The organism is Bacillus sp. RCC_6_1, assembly GCF_041360755.1.
GTDB classification, from domain to species: Bacteria; Bacillota; Bacilli; order Bacillales; family Bacillaceae_G; genus Bacillus_A; species Bacillus_A cereus.
The window spans coordinates 18,976-36,393 of sequence record NZ_JBFUPV010000012.1 but is presented as its reverse complement, the minus strand read 5'-3'; the positions used below and the strand labels follow the sequence as shown (position 1 = coordinate 36,393).

Here is a 17,418-nt window from a genome sequence, read left to right as displayed (position 1 = left end):
ATTTGTATATGTTTTCTATATATACAACGTATATAAAATACTTTACATTATGTTTAAGTTGTTAAAGTATTCTGTTAATTTTTAAAAAAGAAAAATGTAAACGTTTTATTAGGGGGAGAAAGTATGGGGAAGTTATTTTTAAAAATATGTTTTTTCGCATTAGTGACCGTATGTTCATTCGCAGCGAAAATATCATACGCTGAAGAGAGGCAACAAAATAATTATCCAATCATATTGGTGAATGGATTTGCTGGATGGGGTAGAGAAGAAATGCTTGGCGTAAAATATTGGGGTGGTGTTCATGATATACAGGAAGATTTGAAACGCAATGGTTATACGGTACATACCGCAGCTGTTGGACCTGTTTCTAGTAACTGGGATCGTGCATGTGAATTGTATGCACAAATTAGCGGTGGGACAGTAGACTATGGTGCCGTACATGCTGAGAAACATGGACATAATCGTTTTGGCAGAACTTATAGTGGTTTTGCGCCGAATTGGAGTGAAACAAATAAAGTTCATTTAGTTGGACATAGCATGGGTGGACAAACGATTAGAACATTAGTACAGCTATTAAAAGAAGGTAGTTTTGAAGAAAAGAATTATGTGAAAAATCACCCAGACATCAAAATATCACCACTATTTGAAGGCGGAAAATCATATGTTCATAGTGTTACAACATTAGCAACCCCTCACAACGGTACAACACTTGCGGATGGTAGTCTTCTGCTACCGTTCGTTAAAGATTTACTCATTACAGCTGCAAGCTTTGGAGGAAACAATAATTTATCATTATATGATTTTAAATTGGATCAATGGGGTATAAAGAAAAATGCTGGAGAGTCCTTTTTCCAATATAGTAATCGTATTCTAAATAGTTCACTTTGGAAAAATACAAAAGATATAAGTCAATGGGATTTAAGTACAGATGGTGCAAAGGAGTTAAATAATTGGGTAAAGACGCAACCAGATGTGTATTATTTATCCTATAGTGGACATGCATCACAAGCAGCACCTATAACAGGTTTACATTTACCGCATATTACGATGAATAAAGTGTTGATGGGGAATGCATTTTTCTTAGGTTCTTATGCGAGATATGAAGAAAACCGTCCGTTAGTTGATACTTCTTGGTGGCAAAATGATGGTGTAGTAAATACGAATTCTATGATTGCACCATCTTCTAATGTTGCTGTAAATAATAATGGGTCATTACAGATTGGAAAATGGAATCATATCGAAACGAAAGCGAATTGGGATCATCTCGATATGGTAGGATTAAGTGTTTCAGACTCATTAGGTTTTTCTAGCATTCAAGAGTTTTATAGAACAATTGCTGAAAAGCTATCACGTTTACCGAAATAGGTAATAATAAAGCGCTCTCGATGGAATTCGAGAGCGCTTTATATTATATTGAAAGAGGGATTTGGTAGAAAAATATGGGGGGATATTATGAAAATTCAAGTTGTATTATCAGGATACGGAACAGTAGGCAGAGAGTTTATAAAATTATTAAATGAAAAATATTCATATATATATGAAACATATGGGATTCAATTAGTTGTAAGTGGCGTATTAGGGAGAAATATTGCAATACATAATGAAGACGGCTTATCACTTCATCATTTATTGATGTATGGTGGCGGTACCGCTGCAATTGAAAAATATTTAGAGTATCATCCGAAGGAACGTGCAACAACTAGCATAAGTGGTACTGTATTGGTAGAATCAACAGTTACAAATCTTAAAGATGGAAATCCAGGGAAACAATATATGAAACAAGCGATTGAGAAACAGATGGATATAGTAGCAATTTCTAAAGGGGCGCTCGTTACAAACTGGAGAGAAATAAATGAAGCAGCAAGAGGCGCCAATGTACGAATTCGATATAGCGGTGCAACAGCCGCTGCATTACCGACCCTAGATATCGGACAATTTAGTTTAGCCGGTTGCAGTATTGAAAAAATAGAAGGAATATTAAATGGAACAACTAATTATATTCTTACGAAAATGTATGAGGAAGATATGACATTTGAAGAAGCATTGAAAGAAGCACAAGATAAAGGAATTGCTGAGACAAACCCTATATTAGATATAAGTGGTTCAGATAGTGCGTGTAAATTGTTACTTTTGACAAACAGCTTAATGGAAACAGAGAAAACACTTACTGATATACATATAAAAGGAATCGAGCACGTTACAAAACAGCAAATTAGAAATGCTAAGGAACAACATAAAATTATTAAATTAATAGCATCAACATATAAGGATGAGGGTGGCAATGTGAATTTAAATGTTGAACCGTGCGAAATAGAGAAAGATCATCCGTTAGCAAAAGTAAATGGGACCGAAAAAGGAATTACGTTCTTTACAGATACGATGGGACAAGTTACTACAATTGGTGGGGCTTCTAATCCACGAGGCGCTGCAGCTGCAGCTTTAAAAGATGTAATTAACTTATATCGAAAAGATTTGTAAGACCGTACCGCCCTTTATAAAAAATACATATGTCGTGGACCTTTTGAGAATGAAATAAATATGCAAAAATGATTGCAGGGGGTAAGGAATTGTTTAAGGATTTTAAAGTTGTTAAAGATCGTCCTGTTTATATTCAATTGAAAGATTATTTGAAGAAGATGATTATGAAAGGGCATTTGCTCGGGGATCAAAAAATCCCATCAACAAGGGAACTAAGTGAATTACTAAGTGTGAGTAGAAACACTGTACTCGCTGCTTATGCAGATTTAGAGCAAGAAGGACTCATTTATGCAGTTAAAGGAAAAGGGAACTTTGTTGCGAAGGTGGATATATCTAACACTTCATCTGTTGAAATAGATTGGAAAAATAAACTTAATACAGTGACCGCATTAGCGGATGAATTAGATTTAATGAAACATGGTGTTCGTTGGGAAAAGGGAATGATTGTTTTTAATAGTATAGCCCCAGATGAGAAGCTATTTGATGTTGAAAATTTCAAAAGAGCTTTTCTTACTCGTATGTCCATTGAAGGAGACATCGTATTGAACTACGGATATGCAAAGGGATATAGACCGTTAATGAATTATTTACTTCATTACATGGAAATGAAAGGTGTAGACATTTCGAATAAAGATATTCTAATTACAAATGGATTTACAGAAGGATTGGATATTGTACTCTCTTCTTTATCAAAAAAATCCGGTCGTGTCATTTGTGAGAATCCAACTCACCACGCTGCACTTAAGCTTTTCCGTTTACATGGACTTGAAGTTCATGGGATTGATATGCATGAGGATGGTATTGATACGAATGAAGTTGAAAAAAGTTTGCGTGAAAAAGATTTTGATTTTGCTTATTTAATTCCTTCTTATCATAATCCAACCGGTATTGTTACGAGTTCAGAGAAAAGAACGGAATTGATGAGGTTATTCTCAAAATACAACGTTCCTATTATAGAGGACGGATTTAATGAAGAATTACGTTATTCAGGTTCACATTTAGCTCCATTATTAACTTTTGCGGGAGCTGGCAATAATGTGATTTATATTAGTAGCTTTTCAAAGGTACTTTTCCCTGGTTTACGTGTAGGCTGGATTATTGCAGATAAAGAGCTGATTCATTATTTAGAAAGCGTAAAAAGAGCAAGAACGATTCACACATCTACGCTAGATCAAGCTGTTCTGTTTCAATATTTACATGAGGGATATTTTGAGAAATATTTAAAAAAGGCAAGATCTGTTTATAAGAAAAAATATGAGTTAGCTGTCGGGGCATGTAACCAGTACATTCATTTCAAAAGAATGACTGGAGATGGTGGACTTCATTTATTTATAGAACTAGAAGAGCATATGAATGCCCGCACACTTTTACAAAAGTGTTATGAGAAAGGCGTTACGTTTTCACCTGGAGATGTTTTTTACTCTGATGGAGAAGGAGCGAACACTTTCCGATTAGGGTTTTCGCGCTTGAAAGAAGAAGAAATAGTTCGGGGAATTAAAATAATTGGTGATACATTAAAAAATGAAATTTGGAGTTGAGAAAATGAAAATCGGTGTTATTATGGGCGGGGTATCGTCTGAAAAACAAGTTTCAATTATGACGGGGAATGAAATGATTGCTCATTTAGATAAAAATAAGTATGAAATAGTTCCAATTACATTAAATGAAAAAGTGGATTTAATTGAAAAAGCGAAAGACATTGACTTTGCGTTGCTCGCGTTACACGGAAAATACGGAGAAGATGGGACAGTTCAAGGAACACTGGAGAGTTTAGGGATTCCTTATAGCGGAAATAATATGTTATCTAGCAGTATATGTATGGATAAAAATATTTCGAAAAAGATTTTACGTTATGAAGGTGTAGAAACACCAGATTGGATTGAACTTACAAAAATGGAGGATCTAAATCTTGATGAGTTAGATAAGTTAGGATTTCCATTAGTAGTAAAACCAAACTCTGGCGGATCGAGTGTCGGAGTGAAAATCGTTTATAATAAAAATGAATTGATCTCAATGCTAGAAACTGTATTCGAATGGGATTCTGAAGTAGTAATTGAGAAGTATATAAAAGGTGATGAAATTACATGTTCAATTCTGGATGGAAAACAGTTACCTATAGTTTCAATTCGACATGCAGCCGAGTTCTTTGACTACAATGCAAAATATGATGATACTAGTACAGTTGAGGAAGTTATCGAACTTCCAGCAGAAATTAATGAACGTGTAAATAAAGCGTCACTTGCTTGTTATAAAGCATTAAAATGTAGTGTTTATGCAAGAGTTGATATGATGGTGAAGGACGGAATTCCATATGTAATGGAAATTAATACATTACCAGGGATGACACAATCAAGTTTATTGCCAAAAAGTGCAGAAGCGGCGGGAATTAGTTATAGCGAACTATTAGATATGATTATTGAAACATCATTAAAAGTTAGAAAAGAAGAAGGGTTTTAAGGGAATTATATAACTAATTTTTTGACAGTTTCACGAAGTATGCTATGATGAATACATTATAAAAACAAAATATTTATCCACTAGGGGGGCCTTTTATAGGCTGAGATCAAATGTGATTTTGAGACTCTTAGTACCTGATCTGGTTAATGCCAGCGTAGGGAAGTGGGAAAGACGTTGCTATTTAATGAGTAAATAAATACTGTCGATTTCACTTTCTTTACGCCTGTAAAGAAAGTTTTTTTATTTTACAGCTTTAATAATTGTGGATAAATACTTATATTTTATACATTATTGGAGGGATTTAAATGACTTTTTCACAATCGTTACGTAAAGAAGTAGATTCAATTTGGGAAGCGAGTTTTAACCATCCTTTTGTAAAAAAACTTGGTGAAGGAACGTTAGATTTAGCTAGTTTTCGTTATTATGTGCTTCAAGATTCATATTATTTGAGCCATTTTGCTAGAGTACAAACTTTAGGAGCTGCGAAAGCTCTTGAATTAGAGACGACAGCTCGTATGGCACATCATGCTCAAAATACATATGAGGCAGAGTTATCTTTACATGAGAATTTTGCGAAGAAATTAGGGATAACAAAAGAAGAAAAAGATAATTTTATTCCTGCGCCAACTGCATATGCGTATACTTCACATATGTATCGTGCTGGGTATGAAGGGCATTTAGGAGATATCATTGCAGCAATTTTACCTTGCTATTGGTTGTATTATGAAATTGGCGAACGCTTAAAAGAGTGCCAGCCGGAAGAGCCAATTTATAACGAATGGATTTCTGCTTATGGATCTGATTGGTTCCGTACGCTAGTTGAAGAACAAATTACACGTTTAGATACTATCGCTGAAAAAGTAACAGAGGCAGATCGCAAACGTATGAAACAGCATTTTATTATTAGCAGTCGATATGAATATTCATTTTGGGAAATGGCTTATACATTAGAAAAGTGGCCAGTGGATACAGACGTAAAAGACGTAATTGGATAAAGAATAGAAGTAATGTTATAGATAGGTATGGATCATACCTATCTATATATTTTTTCTTGTCAAATTTGCGAAAAGTCATTAGTGCTACGGAAATGGCGAAATAGAATATCGATAATTTAGCTCATTTACTTGTCTACGCATTAACTGGATAAACTTCTGTCACATTTATTTTACAATCAAAGAACGTAAATGTTGGTGGTATGAAGTTAAATAAGAAAAGAAACCCGAGCTGTTAGCTGTAACGGAGTTGTTTTTTCTTTGCAGGAATTTCTAAATTATCATGGAGTGTTGTTAATACGATATGCAAATATGCATATCGTATTTTTTTGAGTTCTTTATGTGTTAAAATTAGATATAGAGATATGGAAATATAAAGAAGCAAAAGCAGGAATATCCAATGAATTTTGAGAGGTGTTATATGTTTACAAATAAGAAATTAATTCGATTTGGTTTATCGTTGTTTGTATTTTTAGGGATAATTAATTTTACAATCAGCTATTTCCAAACATATCTTGAAACAGCAGCAGATATTAAATGGGTAATTCCAGAAATTTGGAAAACTATTTTGCTAGATGTTCCTCAAGGGATACTTGTTCTTTTAGGCGCAATTGCTTTATATGATTTCACAAAAGAGGCATCAAAAAAAGACGCATCAATCTAAATGTGTCTTTTTTCAATTAGCAATTTCATATAGAGATTTGCTGGAGAAATAGAATGAAAAGCCCTAATTAGGGCTTTTTTTGTTGGAATTTCTTAACCGTCATAGAAATCGGTCACTTGGAGGTGTTATAGCGAAAGCCATTTACAGTACAGAAAAATCTAAGCAGCAGACGGAAATATATAGAATATGGCATCATAATTGTTGAGAAATTAATTGAACTTAGTAAGTATGAAGATATGACGCTAGAATTCATATTTTTTAATTTTTATTTATCCCGCTATTTGCCGGGCAGTAAGCCCCCCACCTCAAAATTCAGCGGAAGCAAAGAAGTTAGGTAGGGGATGAACAAAACCCCACTGATTAAAGTTTCACTTTATAAAAATGAGCCCATAGTAAAAATAGGTATATGAACAAGGTGCATCATCTAGTGATAAGTCATACTTTGTTGGTGTACGTATTGAACTTAGTTTATAGCGCTATTTCTACTTAGATGTAACGAACAGGAATATAGGGAAGTATCGATGAGGTTGTATTTTATAAACGGAGGTTATGAAAATGAATCAGTTTCAACAAGAACTACAAGCGTTAAGCCTTAATGATTACCGGTCTGGAAATATTGTCTATTGGGACCAGCAAAACCAATATCCATATTACTATATTGAAGATGCTGCTCGTCGCTGTGGCGGTTGTGGTCGTTGTGGCGGTTGTGGTGGAGGTCGTTGTGGCGGCTTCCGTTGTGGTGGCTTCCGTTGTATTGGTTGCTTCGGTTGTTTTGGTTGCGGAGGCTGTGGCGGTTGTGGAGGCTGTGGTGGTTGCTCTAACTGTTTTGATGGTTTTACTGATACTACCGGTACTATTGTAACGTATGAATATTGATAACATCTATCTTGCTAGTTGCGGGCAGTAACATCCCCAAAAAAATTCAGCGAGAGCAAAGAGAAGTTAGGTGGAGGACTGCCCATAAAAGCCCGATTGGTGAGAGCTGATTAAAGTTTCACTTTATCAATTAAAAAACATTAGTTATATGTACGTGCCGACAAAGAATATAGCCATTATTAATGGATATATTCAATCATTCAAGTGAAAGAGTAACAATAAGATATATAGATGTAATCAAGATGTGATGGATAAAGCAATGACTAGATTTAAAATCTAATCATTGTTTTTTTCTTATGGTTTTATCATTAAATATCTGTCTAGTTTGGGCATTGCTTCCTTCTAGCTAATGATTTTATTACAACCGTGTAAGGTTAATGTAATGTTAATCGATAGTAAAATAAGTTGCTTAAGTGTATTTTAAATAAGATTAAAAAGTACTGTTTATCTACAAAATAATAGGGTAAATACTATGTAATTAGGAAGTGTATGAATATGGTTGAACTAAAATCTATTTTCCATTCGTATAAACTAAAGAGAAAAATAGCTAAAGATTTATACGGAAAAAGAGATGAATTATCACTGTTATTAAATGAATTTAATAATATGAAATGTACAGTAACATCTGAAAAGAAGAAAAATAATATATTATCTCGTTTGCAACTAATTTATCAAAATATGAAATCGGATAAGCAGTACCCTCTAGCAGTTGCTTTTGATAGTAAATTATTGGAGCGATTAGAAAAAGAATCTGTACATACTATTGAGGATGGTGTAACATGTCTACATTTAATGTTAGATATGAATTATGAGAAGATAAAACAATATGGTTCGGGTACAAGTAGGTCATTCGTTCCATTATCGCAGTCTTCTATTTGTCTTGCTGATTGTATTTGTTTAACAGGATTTGTAGTAGGTTTACTAGGAACAATTTCATTTGGAGGATTACTGTTATCTATATGTTCAATTACATAACGCTTAATATTTGTAAAGAGAGCGCCGATTTAAGGTGTTCTTTTTTAGTTTTTTGTAAATTTTTTGTAAATGATAAGTACAATACATTATATAAATTGTATAATTTAAATGTATTAAAATATAAATATAATGAGGTGCTGTATATGATAATTACTTTTAATTGTTAAAAGAGTCGATTTGATAATGTTTTATTCAGATAAATAGTTTTTACTTTTCTTTTAAATACTTGATTTAAATGGATTAGATTAAGTAACTATTGTTCTAGCTTTTTGATAATCAAGACAACTGAAGAAAGGAAGGAATCATTTTATGAAAAAATTAAGGCTGCTAACATTTGAAAATATAGTAGAACCCCTTTTAAATGAAGAGGTATCATTTATATACTTTCCTATTGAATGGCTGGACATCGTAGAGATACATTATAAGACGTTTTTATTAACGAGTAAGTTGAAACGTTTGAATGAAAGATTATATGATATGTTTTCGGATATATTGTTTATTCAGCATAATCCGTACGTATTAAATGAAAATATACCATGGATTGTATCAAAAGAACCGATTAAACAAGAGCAACTCGATTATATTTTTCAAAGTTGGTATGAGATTATTCATGATTGGAAGCCAAATAGATTAGTAGAACCACCAAAATATGAATGGCAATCCGATTTGATTTCTAATTTGCCAGTACTACATGATAATGAAACGTATTCTAAGTGGGTACCCGCTTTAATCTCACATATTTTTTGTGAGCGTCCTATATATTTAGAAAATACAAATGAAGAAGAAATCTATTTTTCTCCTCTTAGATCACAAAATATTTGTGAGGCGATGTCAGAGCCGATAAAAGATGAAAAAAAACAAGATTTTTTCTCCTATGTATATCGATTCCAATGCATAACCCGTGGTGGTGAGAACGCTCCATTATTAAATATTTCAATAGGGATTCGGAGATTTTATCAAGAATATAAGATGATAGGTCAAACAAACCCTGATATGACAACGTTTGTTTGACTTTTTTTGATAAAATGCAAACATTTTGCAAACATAGGTTATCCAAAGATACTTTTACCGAAGTTTTTAACTGCTTCTTCCTGCATATTCGGTAAAACATGAGAATAGACACTTAATGTCATTGAAATATCTGTATGACCTAATCGCTCACTGATGATTTTAGGATTAACTCCTTGTTTTAATAGTAGAGTTGCGTGTGTATGTCTTAAATCATGGAATTTAATTTCTTTTATACCTACTTTGTGTGTCGTCCTAATGAAACTTTTTCTGAAATGTGCTCTTTTTATTATTCTTCCAAACTCATTACAATTTATTAAATCTTGATCTAGATAAGCAGAACCAAACTTTAATTTCTCTTTATTGATTAAAATTTTATGTTTTTTTAAGGCTGCTATTGTTTCATTAGGTACAGGAATTGTGCGTTTTGATGAATTTGTTTTTGCAGTTCTTTTGATTTTATTATCATGACCAGATGTTTGATTTATTGTAACAGTATGTTTTTCAAAATCAATGTCCTGCCATCGTAAACCTAGAACTTCTCCCAGACGCATACCTGTAGTTATTGCAAGTAGATACCCAATGTGATATCGTGATTCTTGTGAATGAGCTAAAAATTTTTTTACTTCTTCCTCTGTCCAAGTCTGGATAGGGGTTTTTTCTTTTTTAGGTATCTCAGCAAAATCTGCTGGATTTCGAGAAAGAATATTTTGTTTTACAGCTAGGTTTAAAGCACTCTTTAAAATTCTATGCATAAGCAGAATGGAATTATTTGTAATACCTTTATCTATCGCAGTCTTATAGCATTTTTGAATGTGCATAACATTTAATTTATGGAGTGCGACCATTCCTATACTAGGTATAACATGTTGGTTGATAAATGCCCTATACCCAACAAAAGTACTTCTTTCTATACTCATACTTTTAATTTCTAGCCAATGATTTAGATACTCCTTTAATGTAACTTTTGACGGCTCTATAAAAGTTCCTTCATTTAATTCTGTAATCTTCTTCGCAACATCAGCCTGTGCTTCTTTTTTTGTCTTATACCCAGAAAACCACTTTTGTCTTCTTTTTCCTGTCTCTGGATCAGGTCCAATGTCGACCACAATACAATATTTATTTCCTCTTTTTCGAATATGTCCTTTCACTTAAAACACTCCTTCATTTTGTTTTGAATCATGTTGTATAAGTCTAGTTGTAATTTTGCTGTTATAAAAATTACCTAGTTGGACATATCAGCGATGGATACATTTTACCATAAATGAACAAATTCGGTTATAGGATGTAATTGTAAGTAATTTCCTATTTTGTTTAAAAATCATTGTGATTCATATTTAAAAAACAAGAGGAGGGACGTAATTTATTTGAGTTAAAATAAAGGTTTGATAGAATTTTATTTAAATATATATTATAATATATAATAATTAAAAAGGAGTAATAGAGTAATGGGGTGTAGTGAGTTTATGAATTTTGAATGGTTATCTATAGACACAAATTGGCTCGGATTCTGGGGAGGAGTCTTAGGCGGTTTCGTTAGCGGTGGACTTACTTATTTAGGAGTAAGAAAAACAATTAAAAACGAAAGAAAGACCTTTTTTACAAATAGAATTTGGGAAGAAAAAAAGGATGTTTTAAAAAATTTGATGGAACATCGGATTTGGCTCGTAACTGGTGATAGGACTGGAGAAAACTACTTGGAATTTATGAAAGCTTTGAATTCAGTAATGATAGTTTTTAGCGATAGTCCAGATGTTTTGAAAAAATTGGTGGATTTTCATGATTATGTTAATGGCAAACGTAGTGGGGACGCTAATGAACTATTAATAGAATTGTTTAAGGCAATGTATATAGAACTTGATTTGGAGTTTGATGAACAACTTAAAGACGTTCTCTTGATTACTTTTCATTAACATTAAAATTAAAAAGGAGCCCATTGGCTCCTTTTTGGTGTATTCAAGTATAGAAAATTAAAATCGTTTTACAGGCAACTACCACAGTACACACTGTCGCAATCACACTAGCTAACGTTTTTGGAGCATGGATTTTTAGTAGTAAGATATAAACTACTCCAAAAGTAACGCCCATGGTAAGAAACATAATAGCTGCTTGCAAAGCTAATTGATTAACAGGTGATTGTATAGAACTAAAGTCAATTTGATTCATATAATATACTCCTTATAATCGTTTTATAAATATATTAATATATTTAATTTATTAATGGAAGTGTATACTCCTACAAGATACCAAAATAGTTAATTTACAGTTGCAGAACGTATGAGCTAAAATAATTGTAGATTCAAATTAGGAAGGGGGGAAGAAGTCATGAGAAATACATATATAAAAGATCCAGGCGGATGGAACTACGCTCAAAAGAATAATGAAGCAGGTTCTGGAGGTGGCGCAGGATATGCCGATCCAGGAACGGGAATATAAAGAGTGAAAAAAGCACAGTGCTTAATGCTACTATGCTTTTGATTTACAGAAATTTATTTTTCATTTTTTTTAAGTAACCAATCTTGAACTTCGTCTTTCAAATCAATTCCTACAGTTATAACTCCTAAGACAACCCCTTTACTTATAATGTTAAGGTCTACGCTCATAGATTTTTTTAAAAATTGTAAACGGCAAATGTTTGACGTTTACTGCCAGAGTACAGGTCACAATTAATATACTTGCTAATAGTGTTGAGGTATAGACCATTCGAAAAAACTTTCTCAACATGAATTGACTTTAAGTGAAATGAAGATTCTAAATCTTGTGATAAACTGATTTTAAGAAATCAAACGGAACGAAAAAGACCCATAGCGTGTGTAATTGTGCTGGGAACACGCTTACACCGTTTAACCCTAATTGTAGTAGGGAAAACATTTGCCATGAGTCATAAATAGTATAGCGCATCTGTAGAGGAATTTCGTGACAATGACGCGTTTTCTGATGGATTTAAAAATAGGGAATGTGTCTTTTGGTCCAGAAGGGGGACAAAAGTGAAAGGTCTTTTGAATCAACTTATTGATGAAATTGATTTTCAACGATTAAAACAAGAGGACTTAGCAAAAAAAATAAGTATAAGTGGTGGGAACCTCTCAAAAAACTTATCAGGTAATCGTGAATTTAATTTTTGGACTGTTGTAAAACTATTAAACATTTTATATGAAGGTAATAGCATGAAGAAAAAAGAACTAATTCATAAGTTCTGTACAACAACAGTGAGTAAAAAAAATTCACGTATTGCCATGGAATACGCGAATACAATAGGTGATTTAGAATTATTAGGGTTGTTGATAGAAAAAGAAAAGACTTCATCATTGGCAATCAATAGGGAATGGGCCTATGTGTACGAACTGGTATGGAAACGAGGTAAAGGGATCTTAACAGGAACTTCGTTTTTAGAGGAATTAGAACTTCGAAAAAATAGCCGAATCATTAAGACGAAAGAGATGCATGTGTTGTTAGGGATTCTTACGTTTTACACAATGTATGATCTTGAAAGATTTAATTCCCTGTTTGATTATGCAGAAGTGTTGTTACCAGAAGTAAATAACATTCAAGACGAGTTCGTTAAAACAGCATTTTCCACTCGTATTAAAGAAGGATTGGCATATGCTTATTTAACGGCTGAAAAGATTGAAGAATGTAGAGCTTTATGTCACCAGATTATAAATACAGACGATATGAATAATTGTTTAACACTTTTGCAAGCCTCGGCATTTGTATATTTAGGAGAATCGTATATGTTGGAAGATTATTCTCAAGCTGAATGGCATATAAAAAAATCATTAAGTACAATAGGAGATTGTCTGTTTGAGAGAATGAAAAAAAGAAAGAAAAATATCTTGAATACTTATGCTTTTTTAAAATTAATAAATGGTAAACAAGTTGATTTTATAGAAGAATGTGGTGAAGCTGAAAAAGCTTTTAATGAAATTGTAAATGGTGATAAAGAAGTTGCAAAAAAGATATTAAAGGATTTGAAAATAAAAAACGGTAAATTATCTGCAATGCAAACGTGCATATTAGGATTGGCGAATGGTGATGAAGATTTAGTTAAAGAAGCAATTAAAATTTATGAATGTGGTGGCAATTTATTTTACAGTAAATTCGCAAAAATATTATTGGAAGATATTTATAGATATGGTACAATTTATGCAGGTGGTGCGAAATGAAGAAAATAATGATGTTTATAACAAGCTTAGCTTTAGTTGGAGCACTATGCTTAACTCCTGCTAAGGAAGAACAGAAAGAACAACCTAAGAAAGAAGCTCCAGTAATTATGTACATGGTTGATCCTGGAGGCGGAATGGGTTAATACTGTTTTTGTACATATAAAAACTACATACGTATTTAAATGCGATTGTCTATAATTAGGCAATCGCATTCGTCATTTTTAGGGATGTTGCCTAAAAATAAAAAATGATATTTAGGAAAAGTTTGCTCACTATTCACAAACTAATGATTACGATATGGAGGAAGTTGATATGGGGAACACAATAGCGGTTACACTATGGGAAATGTTAAAAGTAGGAGCTTTAACTGATGATGAAAAGAAAAAAGAAGAAATTGAAAGTATTAAAAATATCGTTAAAACAAAAAATGATTGTTAGCTCTTATGCTGACAATCATTTTTTGTTTTGGCCTACAGCAGCCTTCATCATATCCAATAACATATCTTGTTTTTCTTTTGGCATTTTTTCTAACACATCAATTAGCTCATTGAATTGTTTTCTTAATTCAGTATACTGAACTGCATTTAATTCTGGATCGTCAGATCTTCCTAATAAGAAATCAGCCGATACATTCAAGACATCTGAAATTACAACTAGAAGTTCATTAGAAGGAGAACTATAACCAGTCTCATAATTAGAAATAGTAGTTTTATTCATTTTAATGTCTGCATTCATTTTTTCTTTAATTTTTAGCGCTAAGCCATCTTGAGTTAAGCCGCGTTTCTTTCGGGTCTCTTTAATCCTCTGTCCCAAAGTAGTCACAAAATCACCCCGTTAATATATTCACCAAAGTAGTCAAAAATAATTTACTAAATAAAAGTACAATTAAATTGTACTTTGTTTACTGTACTTTTGCATTAGTTTTTTCAATGGTTTTGTTTTTGTTTTTATACTTATGAATAAAAGTCCAAAAAACTCATATAATATTGTTGACAATCCAAAAATATTGGATATATAATGAATACAAGAAGTCCAAGTAAGTTGGATTTTAGGGGGTGTCATCGTGGGAAAGAAACGTCATAATTTAATCAAGGCTCGCAAACGTAAAAAATTAACTCAGGAAGCATTAGGAGCGCAGATAAATAAAAAGAAAACGGTAATAAGTAATTGGGAAACAGGTTATGCGACTCCTACATTAAGTGATGCATTACAATTGGCTCAGGTATTAGAGGAAGATGTTTTTATTCTTTTTTTAGGAAATGAAGTCCAATAATCTCAAACTTTATGCGAGAGAGTACAAAAAATACACATGCAACATAAATTTTGAAGGGAGCAAAACAAAATGGGATTAGATCAAATCATTAAAGAGTCAATCCGTGAAGTTGTTCGTGAAGAAATTCAAGCCGCATTAGCTTCATTCCAACTGCAAGCACAACCAAACAAGGTGTTGCGAGTAAAAGAAGCGGCAGCTTACCTTAACATCGCAGTTTGCAGAATGTATGAGTTGGCAAGTCATCCGAAGTTTCCGGTTATACGAGAAGGGCGCAAATTACTCTTCTTACAAAAAGATTTGGAAGCATGGCTAGAAGCCCAAAAGGAGGAACCAAACGTTGGTTGAAAGTACATTCAGCCTTTTGGTTACAGCGGTGGTTATCGTTTCATTCGTGGGTGGCGTAGCGCTATTAGATACATTTGAAAAGCTTATCAACGAGAACGAACAGCTAAAGCAAGAAAATGAACAGTTACGAAAGGAGAAAACAGTATGAGCATAACAGCACCAGTTTTACAAAAGGACATGCAAAAGAAACAGGTGTTAGATGAGTTCTTAAAATATTGTAATCTAATGCAAATCCAAGCATTAAGAACACATGATGAAAAATTATTGCGTGAGTGGGTAAAGGAAGCATGTCTAGCAAGAAGGGAACTTGCAGCACTATATCGAGCGAAAGAAAAGCACGATGCGGAACGTGAAAAAGATCGTAAAAATATTCTTAAGGTTATTAAGCGGTTAAGAAGCCAGGGAGTAAACGCGGACGTGGTAGAAAGAGCTCATTACATTACTCTTTCAGAGGAGATGAGTTGAATGTTAGAAAATCCAATTGTATTAGGAAATCAACAAGATTCATGCAAAAAAGACTTCGAATACTATTGTAGCGATTGTGAAGGTGAATTGTATTTTGGAATGACCTATTACGAATTCGAAGGAAGTTTAATTTGTGAAGTATGTGCCGAAAAGTTTTTAGAGCGGCACGCAACGAGGTTTGTTGCAGGTGAATAAAAAGAATCCACGGCAATGGGTTCCCTTAAAAGAATTCATTTGAAAGTAAGTATACCACGGAAAAGGAGTGGATGGAATGAACTTTGTAAAGATCCCTCTAACACAAGGGCAAGTAGCGATTATTAGTTCTGAAGATTATGAATTGATCAGTCGATATAAATGGTGTGCAAATAAAAGAAAAACAAGATGGTATGCGGTTGGATATGTAAAAGGAACAGGTCGCAAAAATTGTAAGGTGATTTATATGCATCGTTTAATTACAAATGCTCCAAAGGGTGTAGATGTAGATCATATAGATGGCAACGGGCTAAATAACACTCGTGAAAACTTACGCTTTGCCTCAAGAACACAAAATATGCAGAACGAAAGAAATATTCGAAAAGGAGCTTCTAGGTATAAAGGAGTTTGGTTTTCTAAACAAAAGTCGAAGTGGATTGCTGAAATTAAGGTTAATAAAAGAAAAATTCATCTTGGTACATTCGCTGATGAAGAAGCAGCTGCGAGAACTTACGATGCAGCGGCTATACAGTATTTCGGTGAATTTGCACATACCAATTTTGAAAAAGGAGGCAATTAAATGATTGCAAAACAGTTAGTTGCTACAACAAGTATTTCAAAAATTGAATGGTTGAAATGGAGAAAATCGGGCATCGGTGGTTCAGATATTGGTGCAATCGTAGGAATCAGTAAATATAAATCGCCTATTGGGGTGTATTTAGAAAAAACGGGTTCTGCTCCGGATGCAAAGATTGAGTCGGAAGCGGCGTACTGGGGAACGGTCATGGAGGATATTATTGCGCGAGAATTTGTAAAAAGAACTGAAATGAAGGTTAGAAGAAGAAATGCAATTTTGCAACACCCTGAGTATGAATGGGCCCTAGCTAATGTAGATCGAATAATTATAAATAAAGAACGTGGTAACGGTATTTTAGAAATTAAAACTGCTAGCGAGTATTTAAAAAAAGAGTGGGAAAGTGACGAGATTCCTGAACAATATATTGTTCAAATACAGTGGTACTTTTATGTAACGGGTTTACAGTGGGGATATTTCGCTGCATTAGTCGGTGGTAATAAATTCGTTATAAAAGAAATTGAAAGAGATGATGAATTGATTGGTTATCTAGTAGATATAGCGAAAGACTTCTGGCTCAACAATGTTGAGAAGAACGAGCCGCCAATGTTTGATGGTTCGGATGCATCAACTGAATTATTAAAACATCTATATCCAGAATCCATTACAGATAGCTTTGTAAGTTTAGGTAAACAAGAAGAACTTCTCATTGAAGCTCGTGACCAAGTAGACCGAGAAATTAAAGCTCTGCAAGAACAAAAGGCAGAATACGAAAACAAAATCAAAGCAAAACTCGGTACCAATGAAGTTGGTGGAACGGAGAACTACAAAATTTATTGGAAGTCATATACAACAAATCGTTTTGATAGCAAGCGATTTAAAGCGGAACACCCTGATTTATTTGAACAGTATGTTAAGGAATCTAAATCAAGAAAATTCACGGTTAAATAAGG

Annotated in this window: 23 protein-coding genes, 1 pseudogene and 1 riboswitch; of the genes and pseudogenes, 21 read left to right on the top strand and 3 right to left on the bottom strand. The window is 33.3% G+C overall.

Translation table 11 applies throughout. The features are described 5' to 3' along the window. Window positions 1–123: 123 nt before the first annotated feature. The 10 genes and pseudogenes from AB6801_RS24545 (at window position 124) to AB6801_RS24500 (ending at window position 9,453) form a co-directional block, all read left to right on the top strand. Window positions 124–1,365: an esterase/lipase family protein gene (locus AB6801_RS24545; protein ID WP_000517066.1), complete on the top strand. Its 1,242-nt coding sequence runs from the start codon at window positions 124–126 to the stop codon at window positions 1,363–1,365. A gap of 87 nt (window positions 1,366–1,452) precedes the next feature. Continuing rightward, window positions 1,453–2,478: a homoserine dehydrogenase gene (locus AB6801_RS24540; protein WP_000701762.1), complete on the top strand. Its 1,026-nt coding sequence runs from the start codon at window positions 1,453–1,455 to the stop codon at window positions 2,476–2,478. 89 nt (window positions 2,479–2,567) lie between these two features. Further along, window positions 2,568–4,016 carry a MocR-like pyridoxine biosynthesis transcription factor PdxR gene (pdxR, locus tag AB6801_RS24535; protein WP_000471610.1) on the top strand — a complete coding sequence of 483 codons (1,449 nt, stop codon included), beginning with the start codon at window positions 2,568–2,570 and terminating at the stop codon, window positions 4,014–4,016. A gap of 4 nt (window positions 4,017–4,020) precedes the next feature. Continuing rightward, window positions 4,021–4,935, top strand: coding sequence for a D-alanine--D-alanine ligase (locus AB6801_RS24530; RefSeq protein WP_097999478.1), 915 nt, complete (start codon window positions 4,021–4,023; stop codon window positions 4,933–4,935). Window positions 4,936–5,007: 72 nt separating this feature from the next. Then, window positions 5,008–5,113, top strand: a riboswitch (TPP riboswitch). A gap of 127 nt (window positions 5,114–5,240) precedes the next feature. After that, window positions 5,241–5,930, top strand: a complete 690-nt coding sequence (gene tenA, locus AB6801_RS24525; protein ID WP_000144520.1) for a thiaminase II — start codon at window positions 5,241–5,243, stop codon at window positions 5,928–5,930. A gap of 397 nt (window positions 5,931–6,327) precedes the next feature. Further along, window positions 6,328–6,591 carry a DUF3937 family protein gene (locus tag AB6801_RS24520; protein ID WP_002101034.1) on the top strand — a complete coding sequence of 88 codons (264 nt, stop codon included), beginning with the start codon at window positions 6,328–6,330 and terminating at the stop codon, window positions 6,589–6,591. Window positions 6,592–7,146: 555 nt separating this feature from the next. Further along, window positions 7,147–7,467 (top strand): heterocycloanthracin/sonorensin family bacteriocin, encoded by a 321-nt coding sequence (locus tag AB6801_RS24515; RefSeq protein WP_001071364.1) that lies wholly within the window; start codon window positions 7,147–7,149, stop codon window positions 7,465–7,467. A gap of 145 nt (window positions 7,468–7,612) precedes the next feature. Further along, window positions 7,613–7,747 (top strand): annotated as a pseudogene (locus AB6801_RS24510) (site-specific integrase); the annotation flags it as partial. Window positions 7,748–7,956: 209 nt separating this feature from the next. Then, the gene (locus AB6801_RS24505) at window positions 7,957–8,442 is read left to right on the top strand and encodes a hypothetical protein (RefSeq protein WP_002063155.1); all 486 of its coding nucleotides are present in this window, start codon (window positions 7,957–7,959) and stop codon (window positions 8,440–8,442) included. Between the two features lie 309 nt (window positions 8,443–8,751). Further along, on the top strand, window positions 8,752–9,453 hold the full coding sequence (locus AB6801_RS24500) for a pPIWI_RE module domain-containing protein (protein ID WP_370941201.1): 702 nt from the start codon (window positions 8,752–8,754) through the stop codon (window positions 9,451–9,453). Window positions 9,454–9,491: 38 nt separating this feature from the next. On the opposite strand, the gene AB6801_RS24495 is transcribed toward AB6801_RS24500, so the two are convergent. Continuing rightward, window positions 9,492–10,601: a site-specific integrase gene (locus AB6801_RS24495; protein ID WP_370941200.1), complete on the bottom strand. Its 1,110-nt coding sequence runs from the start codon at window positions 10,599–10,601 to the stop codon at window positions 9,492–9,494. 297 nt (window positions 10,602–10,898) lie between these two features. On the opposite strand from AB6801_RS24495, the gene AB6801_RS24490 reads away from it, so the two are divergent. Then, window positions 10,899–11,363 (top strand): hypothetical protein, encoded by a 465-nt coding sequence (locus AB6801_RS24490; RefSeq protein WP_370941199.1) that lies wholly within the window; start codon window positions 10,899–10,901, stop codon window positions 11,361–11,363. Window positions 11,364–11,406: 43 nt separating this feature from the next. On the opposite strand, the gene AB6801_RS24485 is transcribed toward AB6801_RS24490, so the two are convergent. Then, window positions 11,407–11,616 (bottom strand): hypothetical protein, encoded by a 210-nt coding sequence (locus AB6801_RS24485; protein ID WP_098283807.1) that lies wholly within the window; start codon window positions 11,614–11,616, stop codon window positions 11,407–11,409. Between the two features lie 821 nt (window positions 11,617–12,437). Here AB6801_RS24485 and AB6801_RS24480 point away from each other — a divergent pair. From AB6801_RS24480 to AB6801_RS24470, 3 genes are all read left to right on the top strand, one after another. After that, window positions 12,438–13,616 carry an AimR family lysis-lysogeny pheromone receptor gene (locus AB6801_RS24480; RefSeq protein ID WP_098283806.1) on the top strand — a complete coding sequence of 393 codons (1,179 nt, stop codon included), beginning with the start codon at window positions 12,438–12,440 and terminating at the stop codon, window positions 13,614–13,616. Beyond that, a complete protein-coding gene (locus AB6801_RS24475) occupies window positions 13,613–13,759 on the top strand; it encodes a hypothetical protein (protein WP_176521052.1) in 147 nt (48 codons plus the stop codon). The genes AB6801_RS24480 and AB6801_RS24475 overlap by 4 nt, the downstream gene beginning before the upstream one ends. Before the next feature lie 169 nt (window positions 13,760–13,928). Next, entirely contained in the window at window positions 13,929–14,054 is a 126-nt protein-coding gene (locus AB6801_RS24470; RefSeq protein WP_255258859.1) for a hypothetical protein, read from the top strand. Window positions 14,055–14,069: 15 nt separating this feature from the next. Here the strand turns inward: AB6801_RS24470 and AB6801_RS24465 are convergent, their stop codons facing one another. Beyond that, the gene (locus AB6801_RS24465) at window positions 14,070–14,438 is read right to left on the bottom strand and encodes a helix-turn-helix domain-containing protein (protein WP_098023290.1); all 369 of its coding nucleotides are present in this window, start codon (window positions 14,436–14,438) and stop codon (window positions 14,070–14,072) included. A 241-nt stretch (window positions 14,439–14,679) separates the two neighbouring features. Here AB6801_RS24465 and AB6801_RS24460 point away from each other — a divergent pair, with 241 nt between their 5' ends. From AB6801_RS24460 to AB6801_RS24430, 7 genes are all read left to right on the top strand, one after another. Next, window positions 14,680–14,889 (top strand): helix-turn-helix transcriptional regulator, encoded by a 210-nt coding sequence (locus AB6801_RS24460; RefSeq protein ID WP_098281556.1) that lies wholly within the window; start codon window positions 14,680–14,682, stop codon window positions 14,887–14,889. Window positions 14,890–14,958: 69 nt separating this feature from the next. Then, window positions 14,959–15,234, top strand: a complete 276-nt coding sequence (locus tag AB6801_RS24455; RefSeq protein ID WP_370941198.1) for a helix-turn-helix domain-containing protein — start codon at window positions 14,959–14,961, stop codon at window positions 15,232–15,234. Then, complete coding sequence (locus AB6801_RS24450; protein WP_000230374.1) at window positions 15,227–15,382, top strand: hypothetical protein; 156 nt, start codon at window positions 15,227–15,229, stop codon at window positions 15,380–15,382. The genes AB6801_RS24455 and AB6801_RS24450 overlap by 8 nt, the downstream gene beginning before the upstream one ends. Continuing rightward, entirely contained in the window at window positions 15,379–15,699 is a 321-nt protein-coding gene (locus tag AB6801_RS24445; protein ID WP_098023292.1) for a hypothetical protein, read from the top strand. The genes AB6801_RS24450 and AB6801_RS24445 overlap by 4 nt, the downstream gene beginning before the upstream one ends. Beyond that, entirely contained in the window at window positions 15,700–15,894 is a 195-nt protein-coding gene (locus tag AB6801_RS24440; protein WP_098023293.1) for a hypothetical protein, read from the top strand. It abuts the gene before it with no gap. Between the two features lie 76 nt (window positions 15,895–15,970). Next, window positions 15,971–16,471: an AP2 domain-containing protein gene (locus AB6801_RS24435; RefSeq protein WP_179863458.1), complete on the top strand. Its 501-nt coding sequence runs from the start codon at window positions 15,971–15,973 to the stop codon at window positions 16,469–16,471. Next, window positions 16,472–17,416, top strand: coding sequence for a YqaJ viral recombinase family nuclease (locus AB6801_RS24430; protein WP_370941197.1), 945 nt, complete (start codon window positions 16,472–16,474; stop codon window positions 17,414–17,416). Window positions 17,417–17,418 lie beyond the last annotated feature (2 nt).